The organism is Endozoicomonas sp. ALB115, assembly GCF_049310245.1.
GTDB lineage: Bacteria > Pseudomonadota > Gammaproteobacteria > Pseudomonadales > Endozoicomonadaceae > Endozoicomonas.
Map to the genome: position 1 here is coordinate 58,604 of NZ_JBLYZG010000024.1, position 13,894 is coordinate 72,497.

General features: G+C 50.8%; 5 protein-coding genes. All 5 read right to left on the reverse strand.

What is annotated here, in order from left to right:
* Positions 1 to 117: 117 nt before the first annotated feature.
* Positions 118 to 3,528 carry a DUF1601 domain-containing protein gene (locus tag ACO6VE_RS12460; protein ID WP_422461578.1) on the reverse strand — a complete coding sequence of 1,137 codons (3,411 nt, stop codon included), beginning with the start codon at positions 3,526 to 3,528 and terminating at the stop codon, positions 118 to 120.
* Positions 3,529 to 3,679: 151 nt separating this feature from the next.
* Positions 3,680 to 6,835, reverse strand: a complete 3,156-nt coding sequence (locus ACO6VE_RS12465; protein WP_422461580.1) for a DUF1601 domain-containing protein — start codon at positions 6,833 to 6,835, stop codon at positions 3,680 to 3,682.
* A gap of 230 nt (positions 6,836 to 7,065) precedes the next feature.
* Entirely contained in the window at positions 7,066 to 10,344 is a 3,279-nt protein-coding gene (locus tag ACO6VE_RS12470; RefSeq protein ID WP_422461582.1) for a DUF1601 domain-containing protein, read from the reverse strand.
* Positions 10,345 to 10,581: 237 nt separating this feature from the next.
* Complete coding sequence (locus ACO6VE_RS12475) at positions 10,582 to 13,338, reverse strand: DUF1601 domain-containing protein (RefSeq protein ID WP_422450767.1); 2,757 nt, start codon at positions 13,336 to 13,338, stop codon at positions 10,582 to 10,584.
* Between the two features lie 232 nt (positions 13,339 to 13,570).
* A partial coding sequence (locus tag ACO6VE_RS12480) for a hypothetical protein (RefSeq protein ID WP_422461584.1) occupies positions 13,571 to 13,894 on the reverse strand: 324 nt, incomplete at its 5' end.

Consider the following 13,894-nt stretch of genomic DNA (forward strand, 5'->3'; position numbering starts at 1 on the left):
GTTGCCACCAATCCGTTATCTTCCAAACATCCGGGGCGAAATTCAGGGGGAACAGGTCTTCAACGCTGGTAGAACTTTCCTGGAATGTGAAACGGTTCCTGGGTCGAAGGGAGGGGATTACTGGCTGTTTGTTTTCTTCCTCTTTGCAGGTTTGTCGGTTTGCTCTTCTGAATGTTCTTCGGCGGTTAAGTAACCGTGATCTGAGGGTTGCCTGTTATCAGCAGTAATGTATGTCGCATCTGCCCACCTTCTTTTAAGTGATACAGAGCCATGCCCCTGTGGCGGGATGCCTATCCTGGTCTTTATTTGATCAATACATCGTTTAATTGAACCTTGGTTCCAAAGCATGTTAGCAGGGATTTCAATGACCTCAAATCCTGATTTTCTCAGCAGTGCGATTTTCAGCAGAGTCGAACCATTCCTGGTTTTGAAATCACCACCCACGTAATGAGAGGGCCCCTGAACTTCAATCACCATGTTGTGATCTGGCAGTAGCAGGTCAACCGGAGGCAGTGAGTTATGACTCTTTTCTTCTTCAATCTGCAAAGAGGGAATGCATGATTGGAGCTGATTGCGGAATTCGGCTTGAGGTTTTGACATGATTGTCTGGTAATGGGGGACGAACGGGCATGATCTCCCAAGCCAACTTGCGGCCATGGCAATAACGGATTGTTCCTCTTCATTGTCTGGGAATGTATTTTTCAGGCGAGTAAACAGGTCATTCATGTGTGTTTCAAGCACGTTATTTTTATTGGCATTGGAGAGTAGAGATTGCCTGGCACAACATACCATTACTCCCCAGAGAGACATCGATATCTCTTGCTTTGAGAGCTGAGGTTTTTTACTGATTCGGTAGACAAGGGATTCAACCGCAGATGTAACCACGTTCAGCTCAACAAAGTCACCCAGTTTCGCCATGGCCCACAGCAGGTTGGCAATACCCTGGGCATTGAATTGGTCTATTTGTGCGTTCATGTGGGGCAGCAGCGCTGCCACAGCCTCGTTGAGCCCTGGTGTCCACGTCTGCCCGCTGTCCACCAGTTTCGCCATGGCCCACAGCAGGTTGGCAATACCCTGGGCATTAAATTGGTCTATTTGTGTGTTCACGTGGGGCAGCAGCGCTGCCACAGCCTCGTTGAGCCCTGGTGTCCACGCCTGCCCGCTGTCCACCAGTTTCGCCATGGCCCACAGCAGGTTGGCAATATGCTGAGGAATAAATTGGTCTTTCTGTACGTTCACCTGGGGCAACAGCGCAACCACAGCCTCGTTGAGCCCTGATGTCTGCTCCTGCACGTTGTCCACCAGTTTCGCCATGGCCCACAGCAGGTTGGCGATATGCTGAGGATTAAATTGTTCTTTCTGTGTGTTCACGTGGGGCAACAGCGCGGCCAAGGTCTCTTGGAGCCCTGGTGTCCGCTCCTGCCCGTTGACAACCAGTTTCGCCATGGCCCACAGCAGGTTGGTTATACCCTGGGCATTAAATTGGTCTTTCTGTGCGTTCACGTGGGGCAACAGCGCAGCCACGGCCTCTTTGAACTCTGGTGTCTGCTTCTGCCCATTGTCCGCCAGTTTCGCCATGGCCCACAGCAGGTTGGCGATATGCTGAGGATTAAATTGGTCTTTCTGTGCGTTCACGTGGGGCAACAGCGCAGCCACGGCCTCTTTGAACTCTGGTGTCTGCTCCTGCCCGTTGTCCGCCAGTTTCGCCATGGCCCACAGCAGGTTGACGATATGCTGCGGAATAAATTGGTTTTTCTGTGCGTTCACGTGGGGCAACAGCGCGGCCACGGCCTCTTTGAGCCCTGGTGTCTGCTCCTGTTCGATGTCCATCAGTTTCGCCATGGTCCACAGCAGGTTGGCGATGCCCTGGGCATTAAATTGGTATCTATGTGCGCTCACGCGGGGCAACAGAGCGGCCACAGCCCCTTTGAGCGCTGGTGACCACTCCTGCCCACTGTCCACCAGTTTCGCCATGGCCCACAGCAGGTTGGCGACTTCCTGTGGATTAAAGTTAGCTTTCTGTGCGTTCACGTGGGGCAACAGCGCGGCCACAGGCTTTTTGAACTCTGGTGTCCGGTCCTGCCCGTTGTCTACCAGTTTCGCCATGGCCCACATCAGGTTGGCTATACCCTGGGCATTAAATTGGCATTTCTGTGCGTTCACGAAGGGTAACAGCGTGGCCACTGCCTCTTTAAACTCCGGTGTCCACTCCCCGTTGTTCACCAGTTTCGCCATGGCCCACAGCAGGTTGGCTATAGCCTGGGCATTAAATTGGCATTTCTGTGCGTTCACGAAGGGTAACAGCGTGGCCACTGCCTCTTTAAGCTCCGGTGTCCACTCCCCGTTGTCCGTCAGTTTCGCCATGGCCCACAGCAGGTTGGCGATTTCCTGTGGTTTAAAGTTAGCTTTCTGTGCGTTTACGTGGGGTAACAGCACGGCCACGGCCTCTTTGAGCTCTGGTGTCCGCTCCAGCCCGTTGTCCACCAGTTTCGCCATGGCCCACAGCAGGTTGGTGATTTCCTGTGGTTTAAAGTTAGCTTTCTGTGCGTTCACGTAGGGTAACAGTGCGGTCACGGCCCCTTTGAGCCCTGTTGTCCATTCCTGCCCGTTGTCCACCAGTTTCGCCATGGCCCACAGCAGGTTGGCAATTTCCTGTGGTTTAAAGTTAGCTTTCTGTGCGTTCACGTTGGGCAACAGGCTGGCCACGGCCTCATTGAGCCCCGGTGTCCGCTCCTGGCCCTTGCCCACCAGTTTCGCCATGGCCCACAGCAGGTTGCTAATGCCCTGAGCATTAAATTGGTCTTTCTGAGCGTTCATGTGGGGCAACAGTGCGGCCACAGCCTCGTTGAGCCCTGGTTTTTGCTCCTGCCCGCTGTCTACCAGTTTCGCCATGGCCCACAGCAGGTTGGCGACACCCTGGGCACCAATATAGCTGGTTTCAATTTTTTGGTTGCACTTGAATATTATTGCATCAAGTAGCGTTGACAATAAGGCAACTTGAGTATGCTTAACACGCTCATCTATGGGGGTATGGGGAGTAAAAACACCCGCTGAAGTAAATGAGTGCAGTGTTGTTGTCAGGCTTCGCCAATTCCATTTCCGCGTTGCTGTGAAATTTTGCAGCAAAGGCATCAGCTGGTTTTGTTCCGCTCGATTTAACGGTCTTTTAGCAGCTAACGTGTATCTTTTTATTGAGCTGGCATATTGCCCGTGATTTCTCCCATCATAACGATCACCGAAACGATAAGAGTTACTCAGCAGGCCATCCATTATTTCCTGTCTGGTGAGGCTATTGAAATCTTGAACAGGGTTTACTGAACGGTACTGTAGATGTTGAGAAGAGCGTGTGAAAGAAGAATGGTAAAATTCATTACGTCCCGGGGCATTACGGGAGGGGTTATCCCATTGTCTTACTGTGGCATATCTATATCGTCCACGCCGTGAAGAAGTGGCCTGGCCATCCGGTTGGTTGTAATCATTGCCTGATCTTGCGAATTGACCACTGATACCAGCATAGCTTCTATCCATAACTATATTTCATTAATTCATGAGAATATAAAAAGCAGACTGCTGTTCTGTTCAGAAGTTCATTTGGGGCGAAATTCAGGGACAACAGGTCTTCAACGTTGGTAGAACTTTCCTGGAATGTGAAAACGGTTCCTGGGTCGAAGGGAGAGGATTACTGGCTGGTTGTTTTCTTCCTCTTTCCTGGTCTGCCGGTTTGCTCTTTTGAATGTTCTTCGGCGGTTAAGTAACCATGATCTGAGGGTTGCCTGCCTTTATCAGCAGTAACGTATGCCTCATCTGCCCACCTTCTTTTAAGTGATACAGAGCCATGCCCCTGTGGCGGGAAGCCTATCCTGGTCTTTATTTGATCAATGTATGGTTTCATTAAATCCTGATTGACAAGCATGTTAGCTGGGATTTCAATGACCTCAAATCCTGCTTTTTGCAACAGCGCGATTTTCAGCAGCGTCGAACCCTTCCTGGTGTTGAAATCACCACCCACATAATGAGACGGTCCCTGAACTTCAATCACCATGTTGTGATCTGGCAGTAGCAGGTTAACCGGAGGCAGTGAGTTCAGACTCTTTTCTTCTTCAATCTGCAAAGAGGGAATGCATGATTGGAGTTGATTGCGGAATTCGACTTGAGGTTTTGACATGATTGTCTGGTAATGGGGGACGAACGGGCATGATCTCCCAAGCCAACTTGCGGCCATGGCAATAACGGATTGTTCCTCTTCATTGTCTGGGAATGTATTTTCCAGGCGAGTAAACAGGTCATTCATGTGTGTTTCAAGCACGTTATTTTTATTGGCATTGGAGAGTAGAGATTGCCTGGCACAACATACCATTACTCCCCAGAGAGAGAGCGATATCTCTTGCTTAGGGAGCTGAGGTTTTTTACTGATTCGGTAGACAAGGGATTCAACCGCAGATGTAACCACGTTCAGCTCAACAAAGTCACCCAGTTTCGCCATGGCCCACAGCAGGTTGGCAATACCCTGGGCATTAAATTGGTCTATTTGTGCGTTCACGTGGGGCAGCAGCGCTGCCACAGCCTCGTTGAGCCCTGGTGTCCACTCCTGCCCGCTGTCCACCAGTTTCGCCATGGCCCACAGCAGGTTGGCAATATGCTGAGGAATAAATTGGTCTTTCTGTACGTTCACCTGGGGCAACAGCGCGACCACAGCCTCGTTGAGCCCTGATGTCTGCTCCTGCACGTTGTCCACCAGTTTCGCCGTGGTCCATAGCAGGTTGGCGATTTCCTGTGGTTTAAAGTTAGCTTTCTGTGCGTTCACGTCGGGCAATAGGCTGGCCACGGCCTCATTGAGCCCCGGTGTCCGCTTCTGCCCGTTGTCCAGCAGTTTGGCCATGGCCCACAGCAGGTTGGCGATACCCTGTGGTGTAAAGTTAGCTTTCTGTGCGCTCACTTGGGGCAACAGTGCGGCCACGGCCTCGTTGAGTTCTGGTGTTTTCTCCTGCCCGTTGTCCACCAGTTTCGCCATGGCCCACAGCAGGTTGGCGATGTGCTGAGGAATAAATTGGTTTTTTTTTGCGTTCACGTGGGGCAACAGCGCGGCCACGGCCTCGTTGAGTTCTGGTGTTTGTTCCTGTCCGTTGTCCACCAGTTTTGCCATTGCCCACAGCAGGTTGGCGATATGCTGAGGAATAAATTGGTTTTTTTTTGCGTTCACGTGGGGCAACAGTGTGGCCATAGCCTCTTTGAGCCCTGGTGTTCGCTCCTGCCCCTTGTCCACCAGTTTTGCCATGGCCCACAGCAGGTTGGCGATACCCTGTGGTGTAAAGTTTGCTTTTTGTGCGCTCACGTGGGACAACAGCGCAGCCACCGCCTCGTTGAGCTCTGGTGTTCGCTTTTGCCTGTTGTCCACCAGTTTCGCCATAGCCCACAGCAGGTTGGCGATTTCCTGTGGTTTAAAGTTAGCTTTCTGTGCGTTCACGTGGGGCAGCAACGCGGCCACGGCCATGTTGAGCCCTGGTGTCAATTCATGCCTGTTATCCACCAGTTTCGCCATGGCCCACAGCAGGTTGGTAATGCCTTGGCTATTGAATTGGTCTTTCTGCGCGTTCACGAGGAGCAACAGCGCGGCCACGGCCTCGTTGAGATCTGGTGTTTGCTCCAGCCCGTTGTCCACCAGTTTTGCCATGCTCCATAGCAGGTTGGTAATGTCCTGGGCATTAAATTGGTTTTTCTTTGCGTTCACGAGGGGCAACAGCACGGCCACAGTCCCTTTGAGCCTTGGTGTCTGCTTACGCCCATTGTCCACCAGTTTCGCCATGGCCCACAGCAGGTTGGCGATTTCCTGTGGTTTAAAGTGAGCTTTTTGTATGTTTACGTGAGGCAACAGCGCTGCCACGGTCTCTTTGAGTTCTGGGGTCCGTTCCTGCCCGTTGTCTACCAGTTTCGCCATGGCCCACAGCAGGTTGGTGATTTCCTGTGGTTTAAAGTGAGCTTTCTGTGCGTTCACGTTGGGCAATAGGCTGGCCGAGGCCTCGTTAAACTCTGGTGTTCGCTCCTGCCCGTTGTCCACCAGTTTCGCCATGGCCCACATCAGGTTGGCAATATGCTGAGGAATAAATTGGTCTTTTTGTGCGTTCATGTGGGGCAACAGTGCGGCCACAGCCTCTTTGAGCCCTGGTGTTCGCTCCTGCCCGCTGTCTACCAGTTTTGCCATGGCCCACAGCAGGTTGGAGACACCCTGGGCATCAATATCCCTGGCTGGAGGTTTTTGGTTGCACTTGAATATGATTGCATCAAGTAGCGTTGACAGTAAGGCAGCTTGAGTGCGCTTAACACGCTCATCTATGGGGTTATGGGAGGTAAAAACACCCGCTGAAGTAAATGAGTGCAGTGTTGTCGTCAGGCTTCGCCAATTCCAGCTCCGTGTTACGGAAAAACTTTGCAGTAAACGTATCAGCTGGCTTTGCTCGGCTTGATTTAATGGTCTTTTAGCAGCTGACGTGTATTTTTTAATTGAATTGGCATATAGGCCGTGATCTTTCCCATCATAGTGATCACCGAAACAGTAAGATTTACTCAGCAGGCCAGCCATTATTTCCTGTCTGGTGAGGGTATTGAAATCTTGAGCAGGGTTTACTGAACGGTACTGTAGATGTTGTGAAGAGCGTGTGAAAGAAGAATGGTAAAATTCATTACGCCCCGGGGCAGTGCGGGAGGGGGTATGCCATTGTCTGATTGTGGCATATCTATATCGTCCACGCCGTGAAGAAGTGGCCTGGTCATCCGGTTGGTTGTCATCATTGCCTGATCTTGCGTATTGACCACTGATACCAGCAGAGCTTCTATCCATAACTATATTTCATTAATTCATGAGAATATAAAAAGCAGACTGCTGTTCTGTTCAGAAGTTCATTTTGTTGGAATGTTGATAAATGTAAGCAGTTGGAGAAAGCATCTGCTCCTGATGCCAACCATCCGTTATCTTCAAATCATCAGGGCGAAATTCAGGGGCAACAGGTCTTCAACTCTGGTAGAACTTTCCTGGAATATGAAAACGGTTCCTGGGGCGAAGGGAGGGAATTACTGGTTGTTTTTTCTCTTTCTCTTGGCTGGTTTGCCGGTTTGTTCTTCTAACTGTTTTTCGGCAGTTAAGTCACCGTGATCTGTGAGTTGCCTGCCTTTATCAGCAGTAACGTATGCCGCATCTGCCCACCTTCTTTTAAGTGATACAGAGCCATGCCCCTGTAGCGGGATCCCTGTCCTGGTCTTTATTTGATCAATGTATGGTTTCATTAAATCCTGATTGCCAAGCCTGTAAACCGGAATTTCAATGACCTCAAATCCTGCTTTTTGCAACAGTGCGATTTTCAGCAGAGTCGAACCCTTCCTGGTGTTGAAATCACCACCCACGTAATGAGAGGGCCCCTGAACTTCAATCACCAGGTTGTGATCTGGCAGTAGCAGGTCAACCGGAGGTAATGAATTCAGACTCTTTTCTTCTTCAATCCGCAAAGATGGAATGCATGATTGGAGTAGATGGCGAACCTCGGATTGACGTTTTGACCTGGTAGTCGGGTAATGGGGGACGACCGGGCACGCTCTCCCAAGCCAACTGGCGGCCATGGTAATGATGCGTTGATCCTCTTCATTGTGCAGGAATGTATTTTCCAGACGGGTAAACAGGTCATCCATGTGCTTTTCAAGCCAGTTATTGTTTTTAGAGTTCAGAGACAATCTGGCACAGCAAACCATCACTCCCCAGAGAGAAATCAATAGGTCTTGCTGTGAGAGCTGAGGGTTTTCACTGATTCGGTAAACAAGCGATGCAAACGTAGAGGTCACCACGTTCAGCTCAACGAACTCACCCAGTTTCGCCGGGGCCCACAGCAGATTGGCGATTTCCTTTGGCTTAAAGTTAGCTTTTTGTGTGTTCACGTGGCGCAATAGTGCGGCCACGGCCTCGTTGAGCGTCGATGTCCACTCCCCGCTGTCCACCAGTTTCGCCATGGCCCACAGCAGGTTGGCGATTTCCTGTGGTTTAAAGTTAGCTTTCTCTTTGTTGACCTGTGGCAACAGCGCGGCTATGGCCTCGTTAAACTCTGGTGTTCGCTCCTGCCCGTTGTCCACCAGCTTCGCCATGGCCCACAGCAGGATGGCGATTTCCTGGGCATTAAATTGGTGCTTCCCCGCGTTCAGGTGAGGCAACAGCGCAGCCACGGCTTCGTTAAAGTCTGATGTCCGCTCCTGCCCGCTATTCACCAGTTTCGCCATGGCACACAGCAGGTTGGCGATACCCTGTGGTTTAAAGTTATCTTTCTGTGCGTTCACTTGTGGCAACAGTGCGGCCACGGCCTCTGTAAGCTCTGGAGTCCTATCCTGCCCGTTGTCCAGCAATTTCGCTATCGCCCACAGCAGGTTGGCGATATGCGGAGGAGTAAATTGGTCTTTATGTGCGTTTACGTAGGGCAACAGCGCGGCCACGGCCTTGTTGAGCCCTGGTGTTCGCTCTTGCCCCTTGCTCACCAGTTTTGCCATGGCCCACAGCAGGTAGGCGATATGCTGAGGAATAAATTGGTGTTTTTTTGCGTTCACGTCGGGCAACAGTGTGGCCACAGCCTCTTTGAGCACTGGTGTTCGCTCCTGCCCCTTGTCCACCAGTTTTGCCATGGCCCACAGCAGGTTGGCGATATCCTGTGGTTTAAAGTTACCTTTCTGTGCGTTCACGTGAGGCAATAGAGCGGCCACCGCCTCGTTGAGCTCTGGTGTTCGCTTTTGCCTGTTGTCCACCAGTTTCGCCATAGCCCACAGCAGGTTGGCGATTTCCTGTCGTTTAAAGTTAGCTTTCTGTGCGTTCACGTGGGGCAGCAACGTGGCCACGGCCTTGTTGAGCCCTGGTGTGCGCTCCTGCCCGTGGTCCACCAGTTTTGCCAAGGCCCACAGCAGGTTGGCGATATGCTGAGGAATAAATTGGTTTTTTTTTGCGTTCACGTGGGGCAACAGCGCGGCCACGGCCTTGTTGAGCCCTGGTGTGCGCTCCTGCCCGTGGTCCTCCAGTTTCGCCATGGCCCACAGCAGGTTGGCAATGCCCTGGCTATTAAATTGGTCTTTCTGTGCTTTCACGTGGGGCAACAGCGCGGCCACGGCCTTGTTGAGATCTGGTGTCTGTTCGTACCCGTTGTCCACCAGTTTTGCCATGGCCCACAGCAGGTTGGCAATGCCCTGGGCATTAAATTGGTCTTTCTGTGCGTTCACGAGGGGCAACAGCGTGGCTACGGCCCCTTTGAACCCTGGTGTCTGCTTTGGCCCGTTGTCCACCAGTTTCGCCATGGCCCACAGCAGGTTGGCGATATGTTGAGGAATAAATTGGTCTTTCTGTGCGTTCACGAGGGGCAACAAGGATGCCATGGCCTCGTTGAACTCTGGTATTCGCTTCTGTCCATTGTTCACCAGTTTCGCCATGGCCCACAGCAGGTTGGCGATTTCCTGTGGATTAAAGTTAGCTTTATGTGCGTCCACATCGGCCATTAACCTGGCCACGGCCTCATTGAGTTCTGGCGTCTGTTCCTGCCCGTTGTCCACCAGTTTCGCCATGGCCCACAGCAGGTTGGCAATATGCTGTGGAATAAATTGGTCTTTCTGTGCGTTCATGTGGGGCAACAGTGCGGCCACAGCCTCGTTGAGCCCTGGTGTTCGCTCCAGCCCTCTGTCTGCCAGTTTCGCCATGGCCCACAGCAGGTTGGCGATTCCCTGGGCATCAATATCACTGGCTTCAGGTTTTTGGTTGCACTTGAATATTATTGCATCAAGTAGCGTTGTCATTAAGGCAGCTTGAGTACGCTTAACACGCCCATCCATGGGGTTATGAGGGGTAAAAACACCCGCTGAAGTCAATGAATGAAATGTTGTCGTCAGGCTTCGCCAATTCCAGCTCCGTGTTGCGGTAAAATTTTCCAGCAAACGCATCAGCTGGCTTTGTTCCGCTCGATTCAACGGTCTTTTAGCAGCTAACGTGTATTTTTTAATTAAGCTGGCATATTGACCGTGATGTCTCCCACTATAGCGATCACCAAAACGATAAGATTTATTCACCAGGCGATCCATTATTTTATGTCTGGTGAGAGCATTAAAATCCTGAGCAGGGTTTACTGAACGGTACTTTAGATGTTGAGAAGAGCGTTTGAAAGAAGAATGGTAAAACTCATGACGCACCGGGGCAGTGCGGGAGGGGGGATCCCATTGTCTGACTGTGGCATATCCATATCGTCCACGCCGTGAAGAAGCGGCCTGGTCATCCGGTTGGTTGTCATCATTGCCTGATCTTGCGTATTGACCACTGATACCAGCAGAGCTTCTATCCATAACTATATTTCATTAATTCATGAGAATATAAAAAGCAGACTGCTGTTCTGTTCAGAAGTTCATTTTGTTGGAATGTTGATAAATGTAAGCCGTTGGAGAAACGCATCTGCTCTTGATGCCAACCATTCGTTATCTTCAAATCATCCGGGTGAAATTCAGGGGCAACAGGTCTTCAACGCTGGTAGAACTTTACTTGAATGTGAAAATGGTGCTTGAGTCATGACGGTAGGGAAGAGCTTACTGGCTGTATTTTTTCTTTCTACCTGGTTTGCCTGTTTGCTCCCCTGAATGTTCTTCGGCAGTCAAGTAACCATGATCTGAGGGTTGCCTGCCGTTATCAGCAGTAACGTATGCCGAATCTGGCCACCTTCTTTTAAGTGATACAGAGCCATGACCCAGTGGCGGGAAGCCTATCCTGGTCTTGATTTGATCAATGTATGGTTTCATTAAATCCTGATTCAAAAGCCTGTTAACCGGAATTTCAATGACCTCAAATCCTGCTTTTTGCAACAGTGCGATTTTCAGCAGAGTCGAACCATTCCTGGTTTTGAAATCACCACCCACGAAATGAGAGGGCCCCTGAACTTCAATCACCATGTTGTGATCTGGCAGTAGCAGGTCAACCGGAGGCAGTGAATTCAGACTCTTTTCTTCTTCAATCTGCAAAGAGGGAAAGCATGATTGGAGTTGATCGCGAACCTCGGATTGACGTTTTGACCTGATAGTCTGGTAATGGGGGACGACCGGACACGCTCTGCCAAGCCAACTTGCCGCCTGGGCAATGGTGCGTTGATCCTCTTCATTGTGCAGGAATGTTTTTTCCAGACGAGTAAACAGGTCATCCATGGGCTTTTCAAACACGTGTTTTTTATTGGCATTGGCGACCAGAGACAGCCTGGCACAGCATACCATTACTCCCCAAAGGGACATCAATATCGCTTGCTGAGAGAACTGAGGGTTGCCATTGATTCCCTCGACAAGCGATTTGAACGTGGTGGTTACCAAGTCCAGCTCAATGAGTTCGCCCAGTTTCGCCATGGCCCACAGCAGGCTGGCGATATGCTGAGGATTAAATTGATCTTTCTGTGCACTTACGTGGGGTAACAGCGTGGCCACGGCTTCGTTGAGTTCTGGTGTCCGCTCCTGCCCATTGTCCATCAGTTTCGCTATGGCCCACAGCAGGCTGGCAATATGCTGAGGAATAAATTGGTTTTTTTGTGCGCTCACTTGAGGTAACAGTGTGGCCATGGCCTCTTTGAGACCCGGTGTCCACTCCTGCCCGTTGTCCACCAGTTTCGCCATGGCCCACAGCAGGTTAGCGATTTCCTGTGGTGTAAAGTTAGCTTTCTGTGTGTTCGTGTAGGGCAACAGCGCGGCCACGGCCTCATTGAACTCTGGCGTTCGTTCCTGCCCGTTGTCCACCAGTTTTGCCATGGCCCACAGCAGGTTAGCGATTTCCTGTGGTTTAAAGTGAGCTTTCTGTGTGTTCGCGTAGGGCAACAGCGCGGCCACGGCCTCATTGAACTCTGGCGTCCGTCCCTGCCCGTTGTCCACCAGTTTTGCCATGGCCCACAGCAGGTTAGCGATTTCCTGTGGTTTAAAGTGAGCTTTCTGTGCGTTCACGTGTCGCAACAGTGTGGCCATGGCCTCGTTGAGTTCTGGTGTCTGTTCCTGCCCGTTGTCCACCAGTTTCGCCATGGCCCACAGCAGGTTGGCGATTTCCTGTGGTTTAAAGTGAGCTTTCTGTGCGTTCACGCGGGGCAACAGCGCGGCCACGGCCCCGTCGAGCTCTGATGTCTGTTCTTGCCCGTTGTCCACCAGTTTTGCCATGGCCCACAGCAGGTTGGCGATATGCTGAGGAATAAATTGGTTTTTTTTTGCGTTCACGTGGGGCAACAGTGCGGCCAAAGCCTCTTTGAGCCCTGGTGTCAACTCATGCCTGTTATCCACCAGTTTCGCCATGGCCCACAGCAGGTTGGTAATTTCCTGTGGTTTAAAATTAGCTTTCTGTGCTTTCACATGCGGCAACAGCGTGGTCACGGCCTCCTTGAACACTGGTGTCTGCTCCTGCCCGTTGTTCACCAGTTTTGCCATGGCCCACAGCAGGTTGGCGATTTCCTGTGGTATAAAGTGAGCTTTCTGTGCGTTCACGTTGGTCAATAGGCTGGCCACGGCCTCATTGAACCCCGGTGTCCGCTCCTGCCCGTTGTCCACCAGTTTCGCCATGGCCCATAGCAGGTTGGCAATATGCTGAGGAATAAATTGGTCTTTCTGTGCGTTCATGTGGGGCAACAGTGCGGCCACAGCCTCGTTGAGCCCCAGTGTTCGCTCCGGCCCGCTGTCTGCCAGTTTCGCCATGGCCCACAGCAGGTTGGCGATTCCCTGGGCATCAATATCCCTGGCTTCAGGTTTTTGGTTGCACTTGAATATTATTGCATCAAGTAGCGTTGTCATTAAGGCAGCTTGAGTGCGCTTAACACGCTCATCTATGGGGTTATGGGGGGTAAAAACACCCGCTGAAGTCAATGAATGAAATGTTGTCGTCAGGCTTCGCCAATTCCAGCTCCGTGTTGCGGTAAAATTTTCCAGCAAACGCATCAGCTGGCTTTGTTCTGCTCGATTCAACGGTCTTTTAGCAGCTGACGTGTATTTTTTAATTGAACTGGCATATTGACCGTGAAGTCTCCCATCATAGCGATCACCAAAACGATAAGATTTCTTCACCAGGCCATCCATTATCTTCTGTCTGGTGAGAGCATTAAAATTTTGAGCAGGGTTTACTGAACGGTACTGTAGATGTTGAGAAGAGCGTGTGGAGGAAGAATGGTAAAATTCATGACGCCCCGGGGCAGTGCGGGAGGGGGTATCCCATTGTCTGACTGTGGCATATCTATATCGTCCACGCCGTGAAGAAGACGCCTGGTCATCCGGTTGGTTGTCATCATTGCCTGATCTTGCGTATTGACCACTGATACCAGCAGAGCTTCTATCCATAACTATATTTCATTAATTCATGAGAATATAAGAAGCAGACTGCTGTTCTGTTCAGAAGTTCATTTTGTTGGAATGTTGATAAATGTAAGCTGTTGGAGAAACGCATCTGCTCCTGATGCCAACCATCCGTTATCTTCAAATCATCCGGGGCGAAATTCAGGGGCAACAGGTCTTCAACGCTGGTAGAACTTTACTTGAATGTGAAAACGTCTCCTGGGTCGAAGGGAGGGGGTTACTGGCTGTTTGTTTTCTTCCTATTTCCTGGTTTGCCGGTTTGCTCTTCTGAATGTTCTTCGGCGGTTAAGTAACCGTGATCTGAGGGTTGCCTGCCTTTATCAGCAGGAACGTATGCCTCATCTGCCCACTCTTTTTTAAGTGACACAGAACCATGCTCCTGTGGCGGGATGCCTATCCTGGTCTTTACTTGATCAATGTATGGTTTCATTAAATCCTGATTGCAAACCCTGTTAACCGGAATTTCAATGACCTCAAATCCTGCTTTTTGCAACAGTGCGATTTTCAGCAGAGTCGAACCATTCCTGGTTTTGAAATCACC

Coding starts and splice junctions, on each gene's coding strand:
- ACO6VE_RS12460 (WP_422461578.1), bottom strand. CDS start 3,528: ATGGATAGAAGCTATGCTGGTATCAGTGGTCAATTCGCAAGATCAGGC.
- ACO6VE_RS12465 (WP_422461580.1), bottom strand. CDS start 6,835: ATGGATAGAAGCTCTGCTGGTATCAGTGGTCAATACGCAAGATCAGGC.
- ACO6VE_RS12470 (WP_422461582.1), bottom strand. CDS start 10,344: ATGGATAGAAGCTCTGCTGGTATCAGTGGTCAATACGCAAGATCAGGC.
- ACO6VE_RS12475 (WP_422450767.1), bottom strand. CDS start 13,338: ATGGATAGAAGCTCTGCTGGTATCAGTGGTCAATACGCAAGATCAGGC.